18 protein-coding genes are annotated in these 22,038 nt (G+C 70.4%); 16 read left to right on the forward strand and 2 right to left on the reverse strand.

Features of this window, described 5'->3' with window-relative positions:
- The first annotated feature begins 115 nt into the window (after positions 1-115).
- Genes E1292_RS19275 through E1292_RS19285 form a run of 3 tightly spaced genes read left to right on the forward strand, consistent with a single transcriptional unit; the run spans position 116 to position 4,480 of the window.
- Entirely contained in the window at positions 116-3,058 is a 2,943-nt protein-coding gene (locus tag E1292_RS19275; RefSeq protein ID WP_165974625.1) for an adenylate/guanylate cyclase domain-containing protein, read from the forward strand.
- Positions 3,048-3,869, forward strand: coding sequence for a S8 family serine peptidase (locus E1292_RS19280; protein ID WP_132596611.1), 822 nt, complete (start codon positions 3,048-3,050; stop codon positions 3,867-3,869). Before E1292_RS19275 ends, E1292_RS19280 begins: the two co-directional genes overlap by 11 nt.
- Positions 3,866-4,480: a GAF domain-containing protein gene (locus E1292_RS19285; RefSeq protein WP_132596612.1), complete on the forward strand. Its 615-nt coding sequence runs from the start codon at positions 3,866-3,868 to the stop codon at positions 4,478-4,480. The genes E1292_RS19280 and E1292_RS19285 overlap by 4 nt, the downstream gene beginning before the upstream one ends.
- Here E1292_RS19285 and E1292_RS55800 read toward each other — a convergent pair.
- Positions 4,452-4,745: an NAD(P)H-dependent oxidoreductase gene (locus E1292_RS55800; RefSeq protein WP_369334340.1), complete on the reverse strand. Its 294-nt coding sequence runs from the start codon at positions 4,743-4,745 to the stop codon at positions 4,452-4,454. The genes E1292_RS19285 and E1292_RS55800 overlap by 29 nt on opposite strands.
- A 156-nt stretch (positions 4,746-4,901) precedes the next feature.
- Here E1292_RS55800 and E1292_RS19295 point away from each other — a divergent pair, with 156 nt between their 5' ends.
- Positions 4,902-6,122: a CaiB/BaiF CoA transferase family protein gene (locus tag E1292_RS19295; RefSeq protein ID WP_132596614.1), complete on the forward strand. Its 1,221-nt coding sequence runs from the start codon at positions 4,902-4,904 to the stop codon at positions 6,120-6,122.
- A gap of 101 nt (positions 6,123-6,223) precedes the next feature.
- The gene (locus E1292_RS19300; protein ID WP_220446935.1) at positions 6,224-7,093 is read left to right on the forward strand and encodes a hydroxymethylglutaryl-CoA lyase; all 870 of its coding nucleotides are present in this window, start codon (positions 6,224-6,226) and stop codon (positions 7,091-7,093) included.
- 14 nt (positions 7,094-7,107) lie between these two features.
- On the opposite strand, the gene E1292_RS51205 is transcribed toward E1292_RS19300, so the two are convergent.
- Entirely contained in the window at positions 7,108-7,272 is a 165-nt protein-coding gene (locus tag E1292_RS51205; RefSeq protein ID WP_165974626.1) for a hypothetical protein, read from the reverse strand.
- A gap of 450 nt (positions 7,273-7,722) precedes the next feature.
- On the opposite strand from E1292_RS51205, the gene E1292_RS19305 reads away from it, so the two are divergent.
- From E1292_RS19305 to E1292_RS19355, 11 genes are all read left to right on the forward strand, one after another.
- The gene (locus E1292_RS19305; RefSeq protein ID WP_132596615.1) at positions 7,723-9,072 is read left to right on the forward strand and encodes an ABC transporter substrate-binding protein; all 1,350 of its coding nucleotides are present in this window, start codon (positions 7,723-7,725) and stop codon (positions 9,070-9,072) included.
- Positions 9,073-9,148: 76 nt separating this feature from the next.
- The gene (locus E1292_RS19310; RefSeq protein WP_132596616.1) at positions 9,149-10,099 is read left to right on the forward strand and encodes a carbohydrate ABC transporter permease; all 951 of its coding nucleotides are present in this window, start codon (positions 9,149-9,151) and stop codon (positions 10,097-10,099) included.
- On the forward strand, positions 10,089-10,886 hold the full coding sequence (locus E1292_RS19315) for a carbohydrate ABC transporter permease (RefSeq protein ID WP_132596617.1): 798 nt from the start codon (positions 10,089-10,091) through the stop codon (positions 10,884-10,886). The genes E1292_RS19310 and E1292_RS19315 overlap by 11 nt, the downstream gene beginning before the upstream one ends.
- Positions 10,887-10,899: 13 nt before the next feature.
- Positions 10,900-11,982 (forward strand): glycoside hydrolase family 172 protein, encoded by a 1,083-nt coding sequence (locus E1292_RS19320; RefSeq protein WP_132596618.1) that lies wholly within the window; start codon positions 10,900-10,902, stop codon positions 11,980-11,982.
- Positions 11,983-12,050: 68 nt separating this feature from the next.
- Positions 12,051-13,052, forward strand: coding sequence for a LacI family DNA-binding transcriptional regulator (locus E1292_RS19325; RefSeq protein ID WP_132596619.1), 1,002 nt, complete (start codon positions 12,051-12,053; stop codon positions 13,050-13,052).
- A gap of 204 nt (positions 13,053-13,256) precedes the next feature.
- Positions 13,257-14,672 (forward strand): L-fucose/L-arabinose isomerase family protein, encoded by a 1,416-nt coding sequence (locus tag E1292_RS19330; RefSeq protein ID WP_132596620.1) that lies wholly within the window; start codon positions 13,257-13,259, stop codon positions 14,670-14,672.
- The gene (locus tag E1292_RS19335; protein ID WP_132596621.1) at positions 14,662-17,064 is read left to right on the forward strand and encodes a glycoside hydrolase family 172 protein; all 2,403 of its coding nucleotides are present in this window, start codon (positions 14,662-14,664) and stop codon (positions 17,062-17,064) included. The genes E1292_RS19330 and E1292_RS19335 overlap by 11 nt, the downstream gene beginning before the upstream one ends.
- A complete protein-coding gene (locus E1292_RS19340) occupies positions 17,061-18,569 on the forward strand; it encodes a sugar ABC transporter ATP-binding protein (RefSeq protein ID WP_220446936.1) in 1,509 nt (502 codons plus the stop codon). Before E1292_RS19335 ends, E1292_RS19340 begins: the two co-directional genes overlap by 4 nt.
- Entirely contained in the window at positions 18,566-19,624 is a 1,059-nt protein-coding gene (locus E1292_RS19345; protein WP_132596622.1) for an ABC transporter permease, read from the forward strand. The genes E1292_RS19340 and E1292_RS19345 overlap by 4 nt, the downstream gene beginning before the upstream one ends.
- Complete coding sequence (locus E1292_RS19350) at positions 19,621-20,598, forward strand: substrate-binding domain-containing protein (protein ID WP_220446937.1); 978 nt, start codon at positions 19,621-19,623, stop codon at positions 20,596-20,598. Before E1292_RS19345 ends, E1292_RS19350 begins: the two co-directional genes overlap by 4 nt.
- On the forward strand, positions 20,598-22,037 hold the full coding sequence (locus tag E1292_RS19355) for an FGGY-family carbohydrate kinase (RefSeq protein ID WP_132596624.1): 1,440 nt from the start codon (positions 20,598-20,600) through the stop codon (positions 22,035-22,037). The genes E1292_RS19350 and E1292_RS19355 overlap by 1 nt, the downstream gene beginning before the upstream one ends.
- Position 22,038: the final 1 nt, after the last annotated feature.

Below are 22,038 nucleotides of genomic sequence, written 5' to 3' on the forward strand. Positions count from 1 at the left end.
AGTCGCCGAGGCGGTTATGGCCTGTCTGTCATGTGGTGCCGACATCGTGAGCGTCCGCTTCTGTCCCCATTGCGGCACGCCCCAGAACGGTGACCGGGGCGAGGTACGGAAGATCGTGACCGTTCTGTTCTGCGACCTGAGCGGTTCGACGGAGATGAGCCGGCTGTTCGACCCGGAATCCCTGCGGGCGATCCTGCTGCGCTACTTCGAACTGATGCGCTCCTGCCTCATCCGCCACGGGGGAACGGTGGAGAAGTACATCGGCGACGCCGTCATGGCCGTGTTCGGTGTGCCCACGGTGCATGAGGACGACGCGCTCCGTTCCGTGCGCGCGGCCTGGGAGATGCGCGAGGCCATCGGCAGGCTCAACGAGGAACTGGTCCGTGAGATCGGGTGCGGAATCGCGATCAGGATCGGCGTGAACACCGGCGAGGTCGTGGCCGTCGACGCGGCGACCGGCGATCACACCTTCGTCGCGGGAGAGACCGTCAACATGGCGGCGAGGCTCGAACAACATGCGACGCCGGGCGGGATCCTTCTCGGCGCGGAGACCTACCGCATGGTGGCGGGCGCCGTCACCGCCGAGGCCGTGCCGCCGCTTCAGGTCCGCGGCAGGGCAGAGCCCCTGCCCGCCTGGCGGGTGCAGGTGGTCAGGGCCCACGAGTCACCCGTGCGGCGCAGGTTCGACGTGCCGCTGATCGACCGCGAGCGCGAGTTGAGGCAGCTCTCGCTGCTCTTTGAAGGGGTACGGCAGGACCGTGGCTGCCACGTGTGCACGATCTTCGGCGATCCCGGGATGGGGAAGTCGCGGCTCGCCCACGAGTTCGTCATGGCATGCCAGTCGGCAGGTGCACCCGCGGTGTCCAGCGGCTGCTCGCCGTACGGAGGTGGCACGCTCGCCCCGTTCGACGGCGTCCTGTCCGCCCTGATCGAGGCCACGGGGAGGGGCAGCCTGGCCGAGACGTTCGCCGAGACGCCGCAGGTGGCGACGGCACTGGCCGGTGTCTTGCGTGACGGCGCTCCGGGCCTGGCAGTCGACGACACGTTCTGGGCGGTCCGCGAGGCATTCTCGGCGCTCGTCGACGATCGCGGCGTCGTCGTGGTGCTCGACGACCTGCAGTGGGCCTCGCCCACCGCGCTGGATCTGATCACGACCTTGACGGAGTCCCTGCACGAGGTGGGGGTGCTGTTCGTCTGCCTGGCCAGATTCGAGCTCCTTGACGCCCGTCCGCAGTGGGGCGGCGGACAGCTCGGCACCACCTCCATCGTCCTGCGGCCGTTGAGCGACGAGCACGCGCACCTGCTCGCCGCCCAGCTGAGCGACGTTTCCGCGCACCTGTCCGACGCCGAGACCGAGCGGCTGGTGACGACCGCGGAAGGCAACCCGTTCTTCCTCGAACAGCTGATGGCGATGCGGGCCGAGGGGCACGGGGAGGGAGTCCCGCCGTCCCTGCGGGCGCTCCTGGCGGCGCGGCTTGACCTGCTACCCGCCCAACATCTGGAATGGCTACGCTGGGCGGCGTTCTTCGACCGGTTCGTCCCCTCGCGCATCGCCGAGCTGGCACCTGACGTCCGGATCACCGACGCCGACCTCCACCACCTGGTACGCCGCCGGTTCGTCGAACCCGACGGGAGGCTCCACGGCGAGGCCCGCTACCGGTTCGGCAGTTCCCAGATCCGGGACGTGATCTACGCCGCGCTGCCGAAGAAGCTCCGGGTGGAGCGGCACCTGCGGATCGCGGGCTGGCTGCGGGATCGCCGGCAATCCGACGCCGACGTCGGCGCGCACCTGGAGACCGCGGCAGGCTACAGCGCCGAGCTGCGAATGCCGGACTCGGCCGGCCTGGCCCGCGCGGCCGGCGCCCACCTGGACCGGGCGGGACGCACGGCCCTGTCACTCGGTGACATGTACCGCGCCCGATCGTTCTTCGAGCGGGCCCTCGCGCTCGCACCGGACCGGCTGGACACCATGGTGGCCCTCGTCGACGTGCTCGCCGCAGTGGGCGCGACCGTGAGCGCCGACCGGCTGCTCGACGAGCTCGAGGCATCCTCGGGCCGGCCGGTCCCCGCGGCGCACGGGCGGCTCCAGCGAGCCGTACTCCACCTGGCAGAACGGGGAATGGACCACCTGGTCGCGGTCGCCGAGCAGGCACTGCCGATCTTCCGCCAGGAAAACGATCATGTCGGGCTCGCCCGGTGCTGGCTGCGCCTGGGCCAGGCCAGCCAGGTCCGGTACCGCTTTGACGAGGCCAGGCAGCGCTTCGAGCAGGCTCTGACGTACGCCCACGACCCCACGGCGCGGCTGGAGCTGGCGACCACCCTCGGCGGGCTCGCCTACTGCCTGTGGCAGGGGCCGGAGCCTTCCGGCGCCGCCCTGCGCAGATGCGACGAGCTGGTCGAGCAGTACGCCGGCATGTCGAAGGCCACCAGGGTCGCCGTCGAGTCGCCGCGCGCGTTGTTGTGTGCCATGCGCGGCAGGCACGACGACGCACGAAGGACTCTCCGCGACGCGGCGCGCATCACCCATGAGATGGGGCACGTCACGGCAGGGGCGACCATTCCCGTCTTCCTCGGCAAGGTGGAACTCCTGGCCGGCGACTTCGCCGCGGCGGAACGGGCGCTGAGCACGTCACGGGCCGCCTTCGACGACATCGGAGACGGCCTCATGCGCGACACGGCGACGATCGACCTCGCACGTGCCGTCTATCTCCAAGGCAGAAAGAGCGAGGCCCTCGAATGGCTGGATTCGTGCGAGAACCTCACCGAAGGCCTGTTCCCCATGGATGCCGCGCTCCTTGCCTCACTGCGGGCCCGCATCCGCTCCGAGCCGGGAGCCCAGCTGGAAAGGGCTCTGGCGCTGACCGCCGGGGTGCCCTCCCCCCAGTGCAGGGGCACGGTCCTCCTGGACGCCGCCCATGTGTTCCGCAGCACCGGGCGCGGATCCGACGCGGCCTCCGCCCTGAGGCAGGCGCGGGACTGCTTCGCGGCGAAGGAGGACCTGGCCGGCCTCGCGGTGACCGCATCCGTTCAGGCCAGGTGGGACGCCCGTGAGCGCTGACGCACTTCCGCGCCTGAGCTGGTACACGCAGGACCGCCCGGAGCAGGTCAGGGTGAGCGCGGGCTGGCCGGCGGCCCCGGTGGAGGACTGGGCGACGTCGGGCGCCACCGGCGCGGGCGTCCGGGTCTGCGTCGTGGACAGCGGCGTCGAAGACGGGCACGAGCTCGTGGGGCAGCTGGCGGGCGCGTACAGCGTGGAACCCGGCCCGGAGGGCAGCCCGCGGGTCGTGCCCGACAACCGGGGCGACAGCAGCGGTCACGGCACCGCCTGCGCCAGCGTGATCCGCCGGTTCGCGCCGGGTTGCGAGCTGGTCAGCGTCCGTGTCCTGGGCGGATTCTTCGGCAGCAGCGAAAATCTGGTCACCGCCCTGCGCTGGGTCATCGACAACGGCTTCGACGTGGTCAACCTCAGCCTGTCCACCAGCAAGCGCACCTTCGGGACGGTGCTGCGCGAGCTGACCGATGACGCGTACTTCAACCGCACGTTGATCGTCGCATCCGCGCACAACATGAAGGTCGAGAGTTTTCCCTGGAGGTTCTCCTCGGTGGTCTCCGTGGGCAGCCACGCCGAAGCCGATCCCTGGCTCTACTACTACAACCCCGCCCCGCCTGTGGAGTTCTACGCCGGCGGCGTCAACGTGCCCGTCGCCTGGAAGGGCGGGGCGCGCACGTTGTGCAGTGGCAACAGCTTCGCGACGCCGCGCATGGCCGGGATCTGCGCGCTGATCCTCAGCAAGTATCCGGAACTGACTCCGTTCCAGGTCAAGACCGCCCTCTATCTGTCCGCGGCCAACGTGAGGGAGCAACCATGAGCATCGACGGAGTACCGCCCGTCCTGGACAAGGGGCATCAGCGCCTGCTCCAGTCGATCGTGGAAGTGGCTCGCGCGATCTTCAGCGCGGGGGCGAGCTCGATCTTCATTTACGACAGCAGCGCGGGCGAGCTGGTCTTCGAGGCCGTGTCGGGGGCCGGCGAGGCGACGCTGCTCGGCCAGCGGTTCCCGATGGACGAGGGCATCGCGGGCTGGGTGCTGCAGTCGGGCGAGCCGTTGATCGTGGACAATGTGACGTCGAACCCGCTGCACGCCAGGCAGTTCGCCGAGTCCACCGGCTACACGCCGGCGTCGGTGATGGCGGCGCCGCTCATGGACGCGGGCACCAGCATCGGGGTCCTGGAGGTGTTGGACCGCCGGCCGGATCCCGCCCGCGCACTGGGCGACCTGGAAATGCTCGGCCTCTTCGCCAATCAGGCGACCGTGGCCCTCCAGGTGGTGCACCAGAGCCAGGAGGCGATGGCCAGGGTGATCCACGACGACACGCTCGCCGGCGTGGCGGTGGCCCTGGGCGGCCTCACCGGCCCGCGCCGGGAGGCCGGCCGCCAGTTGCTCAGCAGCATCAAGGATGTCCTGGCCACCGAGGCGTAGGCCACACGAAACCGTGCCCGGAAGCGCGCCCGCCCCAGGCCCAGCTGTCCCGGTCATGCAGGACGGACGAGGACCTCGGGGTGGGCGCGCATGACGCGTCCGCCGCCGTCGCGATGAGGCCGACGGGTTTGTCGGTGAGGAAGGGCGGGTCGAGCCCGGCGAGTTCCTCGAACCAGTCTAGCGCGTTCTTGAAGGAGCCGCTCACCGTGCCGTGGTACCTCGGCGCGCTCCGGATCATGGCGTCAGCCGCCGCCGCGGCCCGCACGAGCCTTGCCCCCTAATCCCACCTAAGCGCCCGGCTACGGCGTCCTTACGGGGCGCGCTCCCCTTGTTTGTCCACATATGGGCCTCTATCGTCGCAAATAGGCTCTCATTCTCGTTAAATGAGCATCGTTACTCATTATTTGAGAAAGGCAGTGTTGTGGACGAAGGAGACCAACCGCCGCTCGCCGGGATCCGGGTCCTCGAACTGGGCAGCTTCATCGCCGCGCCGTTCGCCACCCGGATCTTCGCGGACTTCGGCGCCGAGGTCGTGAAGATCGAGCGGCCCGGCACCGGGGACGAACTGCGCGGCTGGCGGCGCAGCAGGGGCCGGACGTCGATGATGTTCCGTACCATCGCCCGCAACAAACGCTCCGTCACCGTGGACCTGGGCACCGGCGAGGGCCGGGACATCGCGCTCGGCCTCGTGAGCCACTGCGACGTGGTCGTGGAGAACTTCCGCCCCGGCACGCTGGAGCGTCTCAAGCTCGGCTCCGACGAGCTGACCGCCGCCAACGCCGACGTCGTGCTGGTCCGCATCTCCGGTTACGGGCAGACGGGGCCGTACCGGGACCGGGCGGGCTTCGGTGGAGTGGCCGAGGCCTTCGGCGGGCTGCGGCACGTCACCGGGCATCCCGACCGCGAGCCCGTCCGCCCCGCCGCACCGGTCGGCGACGCCCTGGCCGGCCTGTACGGCGCGATCGGCGCGCTCATGTTGTTACTGGCCAAGGCGCGGGGGCGCCCGCACGAGGGGCCGCGGGTCGCGGACGTGGCGCTGTACGAGTCGGTGTTCATGGCCATGGAGTCGCTGCTCCCCGACTACGACGCGTACGGCGTGATCCGCCGTCGCACCGCCGGCAACCTGCCCGGCGTGGTGCCCAGCGGCATCTACCCCACCAGCGGCGGCGGATCCGTGATCATCGCGGGGAACTCCAGCGGCGTGTTCGGCCGGCTCATGACCGCGGTGGGCCGCCCCGACCTGGGGGCGGACCCCACGCTGGCCGACGGCTCCGCCCGCGACGCGCGCGAGCCCGAGCTCAACGGGGCCATCTCCGCGTGGACCGCCCGCCACACCGCCGCCGAGGCGGTCGACCTGCTCAGCCGGGCCGGCGTTCCGGCCGGGCCCATCTACGACGCCGCCGACATCGCCGACGACGAGCACTACCGGGCTCGTGACATGCTCCGCCCGCTCAAGGTCGCCGTCGACGGCGAGCCCGAGGAGATCCGCTTCCCCGGCGTGGTGCCGCGCGTCCCCGGCGCGCCCGGCGACGTGCGCTGGGCGGGCCCCGAGCTGGGCGCGCACACCGACCAGGTCCTGGGCGAGCTGCTCGGCTACTCGGCCGGCCGGCTCGACGAGCTGCGCGCCAGGAAGGTGATCTGACATGCCCCACCAGCGGCGGCAAGGCCAACGGACCCGGCCGTCCCCGGCGACAGGCGAACGGACCCGCCCGCGCCCGGTGACGCCGGACAAGGGGGCCTGACGTGCCCGTCGCCGGCGACGTGACGATCAACGACGTCGTGCTCAGGGACGGGCTGCAGGACGAGCCCGTCGTGGTCGCCGTGCCGGACCGCGTCGCCATCGCCGCCGCGCTGGCCGCCGCCGGAGTGCGCGCGATCGAGGCCGCCTCCTTCGTCAACCCGGCCAGGGTGCCCCAGATGGCGGGTGCGGAGGAGCTGTTCGCCGCACTTCCCCGCGACGGCTCCGTACGCTACAGCGCGCTCGCGCTCAACGCCCGGGGCGTCACCCGTGCGGTGGCGGCGGGAGCCGACGAGATCGTCCTGGTCGTGTCGGCAGGGCAGGGGCACAGCCTGGCCAATGCAGGACGCGGCGTCGAGGACGTGCTCGCCGGTTTCCGCGACGCGGTGTCCGGCCACCCGCAGGCCACCTTCACGGGCGGCATCTCCACCGCGTTCACCTGCCCGTTCGACGGCGAGATCGCCCCGCGCAGGCTGCTCGCGGTGGCCCGCGGCCTCGCCGGGATGGGCGTGGCCCGCATCGTCCTGGCCGACACGCTGGGCACCACCGCCCCCGAGCGGATCGCCCGTACGCTGGCCATGGTCCGGTCGGCCCTGCCGGACGTGGAGTTCGGGCTGCACCTCCACGACGCCCGCGGCCAGGCGCTCGACACGGTCGACGCCGCGCTGGAGCTGGGCGTGACCCGCTTCGACGCCGCCGCCGGCGGCTACGGCGGTTGCCCGTTCGCGCCGGGCGCGCACGGCAACCTCGCCACCGAGCGCCTGGTGGCGCACCTGCACTCCCGCGGCGTCCGCACCGGCGTCGGCGAGGGCGCCCTCGCCGACGCGGTGGCCCTGGTCAACGAGTGCCTGGCCCGTGGCACGCCGCTGGCGTGACACGCGGACGCCGGTCAGTGCAGGCCGCGCTTGCCCGGCAGTTCGAGGTCGGCGACCGCCGCGAGCAGGGCCCGGGAGGAGACGGCCGGCGTGCCATGGCGGTGAACACGGCGCAGCACGCGGGCTCCCGGCATGGGCAGGTCGTGCTCGGGGGCCTCGCTTTCCGGGACGCCGTACACCTCGGGATCCTGACGTGCTGGCCCGGAGTGCAGGGGAAGGCGATGGGCTGGTCGGTCTCGAGCCGGATCCGCCGCATCGTGGGCGTGACGAGCTCGGCGTGCGTGATGGTCGCCCGCATGGCGTACTTGCCGAACACGCCGGCGAGCGGATTGCGCATGGTGCGTGGCATGCCAGAACCCCTTCCGCTCGTCTCGCGGCCCGCGCTCCCACAGGACCGCGGAATGTCAACGGCGGGCGCCGCCTCGCCGAGAAACGGGCGGAAACGTTCGGGGCCGCGGAGAAGACGTGAGCAGCGGGCCACGAAGCGTCCGCGCAGGTCACGCGGAGATATCGATTCCTGTATCTGGCAAGCGGTAACGTAGGGTTCTTGACGCTCGGCATGCCGACTTCTACATTTTCTGAGAAATCGATTGCTCGCCCCCGAGCTCTCAACTCCAGGAGGATGAGATATGTCGGCCTTCGAGAGGGTGACTCGCCGATCGCTGCTGCGCGGCGGAGCCGTCGTGTTGGGTTCGGCCATGGCGGCGCCGCTGCTGTCGGCATGCGGGGGCGGTGACCAGGGCGGCAACCCGAAGGAGCTGACGTTCTGGAACTTCTACGGCCCCAACCCGCAGTCCGACGCGCAGAGCAAGTGGTTCACCGACCTCGTCGCGGCGTGGAACGCCGACAACGACGTCAAGATCAAGCTTCACTACCTGCCCGTGTCGGAATACCTGGCCGGCAGGGCGCTGCAGACCGCCTTCTCCGCCGGGCAGGGGCCGGACATCTTCCTGCTCAGCCCGGGTGACTTCCTGCGCTACCACAACGGCGGCGTGCTGACCGATCTCACGCCGCACCTCAAGCCCGACCAGATCGCCGACTTCGCGGACGGCGCGCTCGACACCCGCAAGGTCGACGGGAAGATCTACGGCCTGCCGATGGAGCGCGAGCCGCTGGCCGTCTTCTACAGTGTCGACGCCTTCGAGCAGGCGAAGTTGTCGGAGGGCGACCTCCCGAAGACCTGGGAGCAGCTGCTCGACGTGGCCGGCAAGCTGACCTCCAAGGACCGGTTCGGCCTGCTGTTCGAGACGATCCCCGGCTACTACCAGAACTTCACCTGGTATCCGTTCATGTGGATGGCGGGCGGCTCGGCGGTGCCGGAGAACGGCGGGCCCGGCTTCGACTCCCCCGCCGTGCACAACGCGCTGAAGCTCTGGCAGGACAGCATCACCGGCAAGATGTCCCCGCGCAAGCCGCAGGGCGACGGCGGCAACGACACCTCGGCCAACCTCGGCAGCGGGTTCGTCGCCATGCAGCAGTCCGGCATCTGGGGGGTGTCACAGCTGGCGCAGAACAACAAGGACTTCAGGTACGGCGTCTTCCCCCTGCCCGTGCCGGAAGGCGGCACGTACACGACCGCGGTCGGCGGCTGGGCGTTCGTGGCCAACGCCAAGGGGGCCAACCCCGAGGCCGCGGCCAAGTTCATCGCCTGGGCCCTGGGCGCGAACGACGCCGAGGGCATCGAGCGCGGCCGCCAGTGGAACACGGTCGTCAAGACGAACCTGCCGGCCCGCACGTCCGTGCAGGAGGCCGCCGAGTCGGCAGGCGCCTTCGACGATCCCGCGCTCAAGGTCTTCCTGGACAAGGTCGTCCCCGGTTCCCGAGGCGAGCCCCGCTACACCCCCGAGGTCTACAAGGCCGTGTCGGACGCCATCCAGGCCGCCCAGCTCGGCGGCGCGGATCCGGCGAAGGCGGCGGCCGACGCCGCGGCGAAGATCGGCACCTTCCTGAAGGGCTACAAGGGTGCGGCGATGTTGTGACCGGCGTCCCTGGCCCGCGACGTGCGCGCCCCGGACGCCCGGCGATCACCTGATACGCGCAGAGAGGCGATAGAGCATGACGACCGTTGCCGACCCGGGCACGGCGGTGAGGCGGCCGCCCGGCGCCGCGCCCCCGGTGTGGAACCGGCGCAGGCGCGAGGCGCTGGCCGGGTACGCCTTCGTGGCGCCCGACCTGCTCGGCCTGATGATGTTCGTCGGGCTGCCCATGGTCCTGTCCCTCGGCGTCTCGCTGTTCAGCGCGGACGGCTTCGGCGGCTACACGTACGTCGGCCTGGACAACTTCCGGCAGATGGCCGAGGACACCCAGCTCTGGCAGAGCGTCAGGGTCACCCTGATATACACGCTGGCGTTCGTGCCGATCGGCTTCGTGGTCAGCCTCGGCCTCGCGCTGCTGGTGCGCGACCATTTCCCCGGCGTCGGGCTGGTGCGGACGATGTTCTTCCTGCCGCACGTCATCAGCCTCGTCGTCGTCGGCATCGCCTGGCAGTTCCTGCTCGTCGACAAGCAGGGCGCGGTGGCCACGCTGCTGCGGCCCGTGGGGCTGGGCGACACGTCGTTCCTCGGCGATCCGTCTCTGGCGCTCGGGTCGCTGGTGGCGATCAGCATCTGGTTCCTGATGGGCTACAACATGCTGATCCTGCTCGGCGGGCTGAAGGACATCCCGAAGGAGTACGAGGAGGCGGCCGGCATCGACGGGGCCACCTCGTGGCAGAAGTTCCGCCACGTGATCTGGCCGCTGCTCCGGCCCACCAGCTTCTTCGTGCTGGTCAACTCGGTCGTCGGGTCGGTGACCGGGCTGCAGGCCTTCGACCTGGTCTATGTGCTGACCCAGGGCGGCCCCGCGGGCAGCACGTCGAGCGTGGTCTTCTACATCTACCAGCAGGCCTTCACCTTCAACAATTACGGCTACGCGGCGGCCCTGACCACGGTCGTCGTCGGGTTCCTCATCGCGGCCACGGGGACCATGTTCGGGCTCACGAAGGGAGGCCGGTTCGATGCCGGTTAGGCTGCGGGCGATCGTCGGATACGTGCTGGCCATGGTCACCGTGGCCCCGCTCGTGTGGCTGCTGGTGGCGGTGCTGAGACCGGCCGACGAGCTGTTCGCCGTGACGCTGCCCAGCAGGCTGACCCTGGACAACCTGCTCTTCGTGCTGACCGAGGTGCCGATCGGCAGGTACATGGTCAACAGCGCCATCGTCTCCGTGGCGGTGACGGTGATCGCGCTCGTGCTGCACTCGATGGCGGCGTACGCGCTGGCCCGGCTGCGGTTTCCCGGGCGGCAGGTGATCTTCTCGATGATCGTGTCCACGCTGCTGGTGTCGCTGCCGGTGATCCTCGTGCCGCTGTTCCTGGTGGCCAGGGAGCTGGGGCTGCTGGACACGTACGCGGGGCTCATCCTGCCGGCGATCTTCCACGCGTTCGGGATCTTCCTGCTCCGCCAGTACTACCTGACGATTCCGCGCGAGCTGGAAGAGGCCGCGGACCTCGACGGGTGCGGTTATCTCCGGCGCTGGTGGCAGGTGGTGGTGCCGCTCAGCCGCCCGGTGCTCGCCTCGCTCGCCGTGCTGTTCTTCCTGGCCAACTGGAACGCCTTCCTCTGGCCGCTGACCGCCACCCGCGACCCCGACCTGCGTGTGGTGCAGGTCGGGATCTCCACCCTCCAAGGCCAGTACGGCTCGGCCTGGAACTATGTCCTGGCCGCGACGGTGATCGCGGCCGTGCCCACCTTGGTCGCGTTCGTGCTCGGCCAGCGCCGGCTCGTCGAAGCGATCAAGACCTCCGGATTGAAGTGAGGATCGAACCAGCATGACCTATGGCGACTTCGGCAGCAGCCTGCGCGACCTGCCCCGGCTGCGGGCGTCCAGGCGCAGGCGCGTCTCCAGCTACGACCGCACGGGCGCCAACGACGACCGGCTGAAGGTCGAGGCGGGCACCACGGTCACCCTGGCCGACATCGAGGGCCCCGGCTCGATCAACCACATCTGGTGCACCGTGGCGCTGCCCCAGCAGGACGTGCCCGACGCGGCGGACCTCGACTACCTGCGCCGCCTGGTGTTGAAGATCACCTGGGAGGACCAGGAGCACCCCAGCGTGCTGGTGCCGCTCGGCGACTTCTTCGGCATGGGCCACGCCAAGACGGCGAACTTCGTCTCGGCGCCGCTGCAGATGAGCCCGCAGGACGGCAAGGGCTTCAACTCGTGGTTCCACATGCCGTTCGCGAGCCGGGCGAAGGTGGAGCTGATCAGCGAGCTGTCGTCCGAGCCGGTCTTCTTCTACTACTACGTCGACTACGAGGTGTTCGACTCCGCCGCCGACGACCTCGGCTACTTCCACGCCCAGTGGCGCTGCGAGCGGCCGACGGACGGGATCGAGCAGGGCGCGCAGAGCAACCGCGAGTTCCAGGTGGAAGGCGTCAACGACACCGGTGACGGCAACTACGTCATCCTGGACGCCGAAGGGCGCGGCCACTACGTGGGCTGCGTGCTCAACATCCGCAACCTGCGCGAGACCAGCGACTGGAACTGGTACGGCGAGGGCGACGACATGATCTTCATCGACGGGGAGCCGTTCCCGCCGTCGCTGCACGGCACCGGCACCGAGGACTACTTCAACACCGCCTGGTGCCCCACGCAGACGTACCACGCGCCGTACCACGGCATCACCATGCCCGGCGGCGACAACTGGAGCGGCGAGATCTCCCTCTACCGCTTCCACGTCGAGGACCCGATCACGTTCACCGAGTCGATCAAGGTGACGATCGAGCACGGCCACGCCAACAAGCGCTCGGACGACTACTCGTCGGTCGCGTTCTGGTATCAGACGCTGCCGCACAAGCCGTTCGGGATCGCGCCCGTCGAGCAGCGGCTGCCGTTCCCACCCCGGCAGTAATCGATTTCCTAGCACCGCGATAGACTGCCGTAGCTCAGCCGCCGGGCCTGCCACGAGATGGGACGAGGTTGCTCAAAATCCAAGATGTCGCGCGACACGCCGGGGTCTCCGCCGCGACGGTCTCCCGCGTGCTCAACGGCCGTTCCACGGTCAACCCGGAGCTCGCGGCCCGCGTCCACGCGGCCGTCAGGGAGCTGGGCTACCGGCCCAACGGCGTCGCGCGCAACCTCCGACGCCGGCAGACCACGCTGTGGGCGGTGCTCATCTCCGACGTCGGCAACCCGTTCTTCACCTCGCTCGTGCGCGGGGTGGAGGACGGCGGACGGCAGTTCGGCTACTCGGTCGTGCTGTGCAACACCGACGAGAACCGCGCCAGGGAGGCCGAGTACATCGCGGTGGCGCTGGCCGACAACATGGCCGGCGTGATCATCTCCCCCGCCGACGACTCCACCGACATCAGCGCCCTGGTCGCCGCCGGCACCGCCGTGGTGACCATCGACCGCGAGCTGGCCGAGACCGAGGTCGACGCCGTGCTGGTGGACAACGAGAAGGGCGCGGAGATGGCCACGGCGCACCTGCTGGAGTCGGGCTACCGCCGCATCGCCTGCATCACCGGCCCGCGCCGGATGTCCACGGCGATGCGGCGGCTGCGCGGCCACCAGCGGGCGCTGCGGGCCTTCGGGCTGCCGCCGGACCGTTCCCTGATCCGCCACGCCGACTTCCGCGAGGAGGGCGGCTACTCGGCCATGGCGGCGCTCCTGGACGAGGGGGTGGAGATCGACGCGGTGTTCGCGGCCAACAACCTGATGACCGTGGGGGCCGTGGAGTGCCTCACGGAGCGCGGCGTGGCCATCCCCGGCCAGGTCGGGGTGATCGGTTTCGACGACATCCCCTGGGCGCGGCTGTTCCGCCCTGGGCTGAGCACGGTGCGGCAGCCGACGTACGAACTGGGGCGGGCGGCCGCGCAGCTGCTCGCCGACCGCATCGACAACCCGGCCAGGCCGGCCGCCCGCATGGTGCTGCAGACGGAGCTGCACCCTCGCGAGAGCTCCAGCCCCCGCACCGGCTGACCTCCCCGCCACACCCAGGCCGGCGCCGTTCCCGCGCCGGCCTTTCCGCTGCTCGTACGCATTAGCGCCGGCAGAAAGGCGGCGGGCGCTCACTGTTGCCATTCTGTGATGTGAAGCGGCATTGACGGCCCAGAGGGTGCGATCTAGCTTGGGTGGAAATCGATTTCCGAGCAATCGATTTCCGAACATGGAGGTCAAACACCCGTGGCACGTATCGGAGTGCTGAGCATCTCGGACGGACGTGACTTCGTCGCCCGCGATCTTGTGGATCACATCAACGACGCCACGACCGCCCTTGCTGAGGCGTTGCGCAAGGAGGGGCACGAGGTGATCGTGGCTCCGGAGATCGTGTGGACCAACGAGCTGGCCACCTCGCAGGCGCGCCGGCTGGCGGATCAGCGGCCCGACCTGACGATCTTCAACTACGCGGTCTGGGCTTTCCCGCATTTCACCATGCTCGCCGCCGAGGCCACTCCGGGTCCGCTGCTGCTGATGGCCAACATCGACCCCGCCCAGCCGGGCATGGTCGGCATGCTGGCCGGCGGCGGCGGTCTCGACCAGATCGGCAGGGTGCACGCACGCGCCTGGGGCGACATCGAGGACCCCGCCGTGAGGAACCGCGTGCTGACCGAGGTGCGCGCCGCGCGGGCCGTCCGAGGGCTGCGCGGATCGACGTTCGGCCGGATCGGCGGCCGGCCCATGGGCATGTACACCGCCGTCGCCAACACCGACCAGTGGATGCGCACCTTCGGCGTGGACGTCGAGGAGATCGACCAGTGGGAGATCGTGCGCCGCAGCGAGAACGCGTCCCAGACCCGGGTGAAGGAGGCTCGCGAATGGCTCGAGACCAAGGGCAACGTCCACTACGACGGCAAGCAGCTCACACCTGACCTGCTCGAACGGCAGATCCGTACGTACTACGCGATGCGCGAGCTCATCGACGAGTGGAAGCTGGACTTCTCCGGTATCAAGGGCCAGCCCGAGCTGACCACCCACTTCTGCACGATGGACATCGCCGAGTCCTTCCTCAACGACCCCTACGACTGGGAGGGCCCCAAGGAGACGCACGTCTGCGCGACCGAGGCCGACATGGACGGCGCGCTGACCATGCAGATCCTCAAGCTGCTGAGCGGCGACCCGGTCCTGTTCGCCGACGTGCGCCACTACCACGCCGACAAGGACGTGTGGGACCTGTGCAACTCAGGTCAGCACGCCACCTGGTACGCCGCCCGCTCCGACGACCCCGCGGAGAACCTGGCGAAGACGCACTTCTACCCCGAGGTGTTCTTCTTCCCCGCCGGCGGTGCCAGCGTGCACCACCTGGCCGCGCCCGGCGCCGCCACGTTCGCCCGGCTCACCCGCAGGGACGGCGCCTACCGCATGCACGTGATGCGCGGCGACTTCGAGCTGTACGACGACGCCACGAACGAGGCCATGGCCAGGCAGTCGACGTTCGAGTGGCCGCACGCGTTCACCAGACTGCACGTGCCGGCCACCGAGTTCCTCGGGCGGTTCGGCTCCAACCACATCCACGCCGTGCCCGGCGACCACGTCGCCGAGCTGGAGGCTGTCTGCACGCAGCTGGGTGTCGAGTTCGAGGGGTTCGGCGATGCGGCTTAGGACGACTCTGCTGGCTGCCGTGCTCGCGGCCGGGACGTTGGCGGCACCCGCGCAGGCTCAGCCGGCACCGGGCAAGGGACCGGTCGGGTGGGACGTCTACCGGCGGCTCGACCGGCTGCCGGAGCTGCCGACCGGCGTGCAGACCAAGCAGTTCTCGAGCTTCGACCGCACGGCCGACAACAACGACGGGTTCGAGGGCACGTACTCCTGCCTGAGCACCTCCGGCCAGGGGTGCGTGCTCGCCGAGCACACCGGCGCCGGCGAGGTGCAGGCCATCTGGTTCACCAGGGACGGCGGCGACGTCACGAAGACGGGCACGATCACCATCGAGCTGGACGGCCGCAAGGTCGTCGAGGCGAGCCTGCAGGACCTGGTGGACGGCAAGCTCGGCGCCCCGTTCGCCTATCCGCTCGTGGGCAACGCCGACCAGAGCTCGGGCGGCGTCTACGTCGAGGTGCCGATGCCGTACCGGGAGTCGATGCGCATCACCACCGAGCACAACCCGCTCTTCTACCACGTCTCCTACCGCACGTTCGCCGACGCCGAGGGCGTGCGCACGTTCGACCCGTCCGACAGGGCACAGGACGTGATCGACCGGCTCAAGGCCGGCGGCGACCCCAAGCCCGCGCTCCCGGGCGCGCGCACGCACGACACCGCGATCGGCCTCGCCCCCGGCAGGTCGGTACGGCTCGCCCGCACGCACGGCTCCGGCCTGCTGTCGCAGATCAGGCTGCGGCTGCCCCAGGCCGAGCAGGTCCTGCCCGAGACCGAGGCCGACGAGGGCCGGGCGTTCGGCGAGGGCGGCTCCAGCGAGTTCACGGTCACGATCGACCCTGAGAACGACGGGGTGCGGCTGACCCGGCGCATCGACCCGGCCATCGGCAAGCAGGTCGCCAAGGTGCTGGTGGACGGCCAGGAGGTGGCCCAGTGGCCGCCGAGCAAGGTGGGCGCCTCGGGGATGTGGGCCGAGGAGTCCGTCGACCTGCCGGCGAGCGCGACCAAGGGCAAGTCGAAGATCACGATCAAGAACGTGTTCCACTCGTCGGACCTCGACTACAACGAGTTCACGTACTGGGTGGACAGCGGCGGCGAGCGGACCGACACCGTGGACGTCGGCGACGCCGCGGATGAGGCGGCGCACGACTACACGATCGTCGCGCAGACCTGGCAGGGCGAGCGGACCTTCGCCTTCCCGATGGAGGAGGACGAGCTCGCCAGGGTCAAGGCGGCCCAGGAGGTGCTGCAGGGGCTGCGGCTGCGGATCGCCTTCGACGGCGAGCGCACCGTGGACGCGCCGGTCGGCGAGTTCTTCGGCAGCGGGCACGCGATGATGCCGGTCAAGTCGCTGATGTACGCCGTGGACGCCGGGACGAGCACGATGTCGGCGTGGTGGCCGATGCCGTACAGGAAGGGCGCGACGGTCGAGCTCTACAACGGCACCGGGCGGGCGATCGAGGGAGCGGCGTCGGTCACGTCGGCCCACCGGCCCATGGCACAAGAGGTCGGCTATTTCCGGGCGCAGTCGCATGCCGGCGCCACCACGCCCGGCAGGAGCTGGCCCTTCCTCAAGGCCACCGGCCAGGGCAAGTTCGTCGGGGTCAGCCACACCATGCGCGGCCCGACCAACCGCAACTACCTGGAGGGCGACGAGCGCGTCCATGTCGACGGCTCGCGCACCCCGCAGATCCACGGCACCGGCAGCGAGGACTTCTACCAGGCCGGCTGGTACTTCAACAGGGAGACCTTCAACACGCCCTTCCACGGCAATCCCGCGCACCTGGCCCCGGCCACCGGCTGCCCGGAGGAGAGCGACTGCACCAGCGCCTACCGGCTGATGATCGGCGACGCGGTGCCGTTCGGCAGCTCGATCACGTTCGACATCGAGCACGGCTGGACCAACAACGTCGAGGGCGTCTACTCCTCCACCGCCTACTGGTACGGCTCCGGCAGGGCGGCCACCAGGAAGACCGACGCCCTGACGGTCGGCGACCCGGCCAGCGAGCGGGCCCACCGCTACACCGGCCAGGGCGAGGTCACCACGCTGGAGTCCGCGTTCGAGGGCGACCTGAAGAACGCCGACACGCTGACGGCCACCCAGCGCGTCACCGAGGACCCGGTCTCCTTCACGCTGCGGATCGACCGCGGCAACAAGGGCGTCGAGTTGCGGCGTACGAGTGACCAGAGCCGCGCGGGCCAGCGCGCCGAGGTCACCGTCAACGGGCACCGGCTGCCCGACTGGACGCAGCCGCTCGGCAACGAGAGCCGCAGGTGGCTGGAGGACACCTACCAGATCCCGGCGAGCGCGACCCGGGGCCGCGGCGAGATCACGGTCCGGCTCACGCCGAAGACGCCCTGGTCGGCCGCCTCCTACACCGCGTGGAGTCTGCGGTGACCGTTCTGACGATGCGGGCCATCGGCAAGTCCTTCCCCGGCGTGCGGGCCCTCGACGGGGTGTCGCTGACCGTGGCGGAGGGCGAGGTGGTGGCCCTCCTCGGAGAGAACGGCGCCGGCAAGTCGACGCTGATGAACATCCTGGCCGGCGTGTTCAAGGACTACGAGGGCGAGATCGAGATCGGCGGGCGGGTGGCGCACATCCACTCGCCCAAGGACGCGCGCCGGCACGGGATCGCGATGATCCACCAGGAGCTCAACCTCGTGCCCGAGCTGTCCATCGCGGACAACATCTTCCTCGGCAGGGAACGCGCGATCCTCGACAGGAAGGCCATGGAGGCCCGGACCGCGGAGCTGCTGCGCGGTCTCGGCCTCGACCTGTCGCCGCGCCGGCTCATCAAGCAGTGCAAGATCGCCGAACGCCAGCTCATCGAGGTGGCCAAGGCGCTGTCGCAGAACGTCCGCGTCCTGGTCATGGACGAGCCGACCTCGGCCCTGGCCGACGCGGAGGTCCAGCGGCTGTACGCGGTCATCCGCGACCTGACCGGGCGCGGCGTGGCCGTCATCTACATCTCGCACCGCCTGGAGGAGCTGGAGGAGATCGCCGACCGGGTGGTCGTGCTGCGTGACGGCACGTACGTCGGCGAGCGCTCGGAGGTGGACCGGGACGAGCTGATCCAGATGATGGTCGGCCGGCCGCTGGGCGAGATGTTCCCGCGGGCGGACGGCGGCGGGAGCGGCGTGGAGTTGCTGAAGGTCGAGGGGTTGTCGGTGCCGGGCGAGCCCGGCTCCGGCCGCACCCCGCTGCGCGAGGTCTCCCTGTCCGTACGGGCGGGCGAGATCGTCGGCGTGGCCGGCCTGATGGGCGCGGGCCGCAGCGAGCTGCTGGAAGCGATCTTCGGCGTGCACCGGCCGGCCGCGGGCTCGATGAGCCTGGGCGGGCGGCCGTACCGCCCGCGAAGCCCCAAGGGCGCGATCCGGCGCGGCGTCGCGCTCGTCGCCGAGGACCGCAAGGCGCAGAGCCTGGTGCTGGGCAACACCATCGCCTTCAACGCCAGCCTGCCCTCGCTCGGCCGCCTCCTGCGCCTGGGGACGGTGGACGCGAAGCGCGAGCAGGCGGCCGTGGAGCGGCAGGTGAACGAGCTGCGCGTCAAGGCGCCCGGCACCCGGTTCACGGTCGGGAACCTGTCCGGCGGCAACCAGCAGAAGGTCGTGCTGGCCAAGTGGCTGCTGACGTCGCCGTCGCTGATCCTCATGGACGAGCCCACCCGCGGCATCGACGTGGGGGCCAAGGCGGAGATCCACGCGCTGATGTCCTCGCTGGCCGCCGGCGGCAAGGGCGTGCTGGTGGCCTCGTCGGAGCTGCCCGAGCTGCTCGCCATGTGCGACCGGATCCTCGTGTTGTGCGAGGGCCGGATCACCGCGGAGTTCTCCCGGGGGGAGCACCCCACGCAGGAGGCGATTCTCGAAGCCGCCATGGCACGACAAAAGGTGACGACGCTATGACGACCAAGACCGCGCCGCCCACGCCCGCGAAGGCGCCGGGTGAGAACCGGCTGCGGCGCACGTTCTCCGCCCTCGGCGCGGCACAGGCCTACATCGGCCTGGTCCTGATCCTCGCGGTCGGCATCGCGACGAAGGGCGACATCTTTCTCAACGAGACGAACCTCACCAACGCCGTCGGCGCCTTCGCCTCGCGCGGCATCCTGGCCGTCGGCGTCACGCTGGTGATCCTTACCGGCGGCATCGACCTGTCCGTCGGCTCGCTGCTCGGCATCGCCTCGATGACGGCGGCGATGATGTTGTCGAAGCACTCGCTCGAGCCGTGGCAGATCGTGCCGATCTGCATGGTGGTGGGCGCGTTCTTCGGCTTCCTGAACGGCGCGGGCACGGCCTGGCTGCGCATCCAGTCGTTCGTCATGACGCTGGCCATGCTGTCCGTCGTACGCGGCCTGGACCGGCAGGTCAGTGACAACGTCAGCGTCGGCACCCAGATCGCCGGGCCCGACGGGAAGCTGACGCCGCAGGCGGAGGCGTTCCAGCTGTTCGGCACGCCAGGTCACAACCTGTTCGACCGGATCTACTACCCGGTGCTGGCCTTCATCGTGGTCTGCGTGGTCTTCCACCTGATCCTGACGAAGACCCGGTTCGGCCGGCACGTGTACGCGGTCGGCGGCAACCCCACCGCCGCCCGCCTGTCCGGGGTCAACGTCACGGCGATCACGATCGCGGTGTTCACGCTGTCGGGCATGCTCGCCGGGTTCGCGGGGCCCATCGACGCCGCCTACAGCGCCTCGGCCGATCCGCAGGCCGGGCAGTCGTACGAGCTGGACGCCATCGCGGCCGCGGTCATCGGCGGGGCGTCCCTGGCGGGCGGCAAGGGGACCATCGCGGGCACGTTCGTCGGCGCCCTCATCCTGACGCTGCTGGACAACGTGCTGGGGCTCAACGCGGTCAGCGACAACTGGCAGCTCGTCATCAAGGGACTGATCGTCGTCGTGGCGGTGGTCCTGCAGCGTCCCGATCTCTTCAAGTTCTTCCGAGGAGGGTCTCGATCGTGAAGAAGGCCATCACCATCGCGCTGTGCGCGGTTCTCGCCGCGGCGTGCGCGTCGAAGGCGCCCGGCCCGTCCACGTCGGCGGACGGCGGTGAGAAGAAGAAGTTCGTCGTCGGCTACTCGCAGTCGAACAACGCCGAGCCGTACCGGGCGCAGCTCAACCTGCAGCTGCAGCACTTCATGAAGAAATATCCGGACATCGAGCTGCTGCCGATCGCCGACGCCAAGCAGTCGAGCGCCACGCAGGTCTCCCAGGTCCAGAACTTCGTCACGCAGAAGGTGGACGCGCTCATCGTCTCCCCCACGGAGCCCGCGCCGCTGACGGCGGCCGTGGAGCAGGCGTGCCAGGCCAAGATCCCGGTCATCGTCCTCGACCGCACGGTGAACACCGACTGCTACACCGCCTTCATCGGCGGCGACAACGTGCTCATCGGCAAGAAGGCGGGCGAGGAGGCGGTCAAGCTGCTGCCCGACGGCGGCAACGTCGTCGAGCTGCGCGGCATCATGTCCAACCAGCCGCAGATCGACCGCGACAAGGGCTTCCGCGAGGCCATCGCGGCCAACCCCAAGATCAAGATCATCGCCGACCGCGAAGGCAAGTGGCTGAAGGAACAGGCCACCCCGATCATGCAGCAGTGGCTGGCTCAGCACGAGAAGATCGACCTCGTGTACGGGCACAACGACCCCATGGCGCTGGGCGCCTACCTGGCGGCCCAGGCCGCGGGCAAGGCCGAGCAGATCAAGTTCATCGGCATCGACGGCCTGGCCATCCCCGACGGCGGCATCCGCGCGGTGCAGCTCGGCCAGCTCTCGGCCACGTTCATCTACCCGACGGGCGCGGAGGAGGCGGCCGAGACCGTCAACAAGATCCTGCACGGCCAGGAGGTGGAGAAGAAACAGGTGCTCGGCACGACGCAGGTCACCAAGGACAACGCGGCCGAGCTCTACAAGAAGTACGACCTGTCGGGGCAGGGCTGATGTTCCTCGGCATCGACATCGGCACCGCGAGCTCCAAAGGCGTGCTGGTGGCGCCCGACGGGACGGTGGTGGCCACGGCGGTGCGCGAGCACCGCACCGCCACGCCCCGGCCCGGCTGGTTCGAGCACGACGCGGACGAGGTCTGGTGGGCCGACTTCCTGGCCATCGCCGGGGAGCTGGCCCGCCCCGACGTCGCCGCGATCGGGCTCAGCGGCATCGGACCGTGCGTGCTGCCCTGCGACGCCGACGGCACGCCGCTGCGCCCGGCCATCCTCTACGGCGTGGACACCCGCGCCACCGCCGAGATCGCCGCCCAGACCGAGCGGTACGGCGCGGCAGCGATCATGGACAGGTGCGGGTCGCCGCTCACCTCGCAGGCGGCCGGGCCGAAGCTGGAATGGCTGCGGGCCCACGAACCCGGCGTGTGGGAGCGCACCCGGCGCGTGTTCATGGCGCACTCCTGGCTGGCGTACCGGCTGACCGGCGCGTACGTGCTCGACCACCACTCGGCCAGCCAGTGCACGCCCCTCTACGACACCCGCGTCCACGCGTGGATCACCGAGTGGGCCGCTGACATCGCGCCCGGGCTGGAGCTGCCCGCCCTGGCGTGGAGCGGCGAGACCGTCGGCACGGTCACCGCCGCCGCCTCGGCGGCCACCGGGCTGCCCGCCGGGATCCCGGTGGTCGCCGGGACCGTCGACGCCTGGGCGGAGGCCCTCAGCGCCGGGGTCACCGCGCCGGGCGACGTCATGCTGATGTACGGGAGCACCATGTTCATCGTCGAGGTGCTCGCCGCGCGGGCCGCCTCGCCGCAATTGTGGGGGACCGCCGGGGTCGCGCCGGGGACGTACAACCTGGCGGCGGGGATGGCCACCTCGGGGGCGATCACCGGGTGGTTGCGCGACCTGACCGGCGCGTCGTTCGAGGAGCTCACCGCCGAGGCCGCCGCCGCCGGGCGGGGCGCGGAGGGGCTGCTCATGTTGCCGTACTTCGCCGGGGAGCGCACGCCGCTCTTCGACCCGGACGCGCGCGGCACCCTCATCGGGATGACCCTGCGGCACGGGCGCGGCCACCTCTACCGGGCGGCGCTGGAGGCCACGGCCTTCGGCGTGCGGCACAACCTGGAGGCCATGCGGGCCGCGGGCGGCGTGGGCAGGCGGCTGGTGGCGGTCGGCGGCGGCACGCGGGGCGGGCTGTGGACCCGGATCGTGTCGGACGTGCTGCAGCAGCCGCAGGTCCTGCCCGCGCACACGGTCGGCGCCGCGTACGGCGACGCCATGCTGGCCGCCCGGGCGTGCGGCGTGGCGAGCGAGGGCTGGAACCCGGCCGTCGCCACGGTCGAGCCCGATGCGGGCGCGGCCGGCGACTACGACCGGCTCTACCACCTCTACCGCGACCTCTACCGGTCGACGCGCCACATCGCCCACGCGCTCGCGTGAG

The sequence above is a fragment of the Nonomuraea deserti genome (assembly GCF_004348685.1).
Taxonomy (GTDB): Bacteria; Actinomycetota; Actinomycetes; order Streptosporangiales; family Streptosporangiaceae; genus Nonomuraea; species Nonomuraea deserti.

Coding starts and splice junctions, on each gene's coding strand:
- E1292_RS19285 (WP_132596612.1), top strand. CDS start 3,866: ATGAGCATCGACGGAGTACCGCCCGTCCTGGACAAGGGGCATCAGCGC.
- E1292_RS19305 (WP_132596615.1), top strand. CDS start 7,723: ATGTCGGCCTTCGAGAGGGTGACTCGCCGATCGCTGCTGCGCGGCGGA.
- E1292_RS19310 (WP_132596616.1), top strand. CDS start 9,149: ATGACGACCGTTGCCGACCCGGGCACGGCGGTGAGGCGGCCGCCCGGC.
- E1292_RS19315 (WP_132596617.1), top strand. CDS start 10,089: ATGCCGGTTAGGCTGCGGGCGATCGTCGGATACGTGCTGGCCATGGTC.
- E1292_RS19320 (WP_132596618.1), top strand. CDS start 10,900: ATGACCTATGGCGACTTCGGCAGCAGCCTGCGCGACCTGCCCCGGCTG.
- E1292_RS19335 (WP_132596621.1), top strand. CDS start 14,662: ATGCGGCTTAGGACGACTCTGCTGGCTGCCGTGCTCGCGGCCGGGACG.
- E1292_RS19345 (WP_132596622.1), top strand. CDS start 18,566: ATGACGACCAAGACCGCGCCGCCCACGCCCGCGAAGGCGCCGGGTGAG.
- E1292_RS19355 (WP_132596624.1), top strand. CDS start 20,598: ATGTTCCTCGGCATCGACATCGGCACCGCGAGCTCCAAAGGCGTGCTG.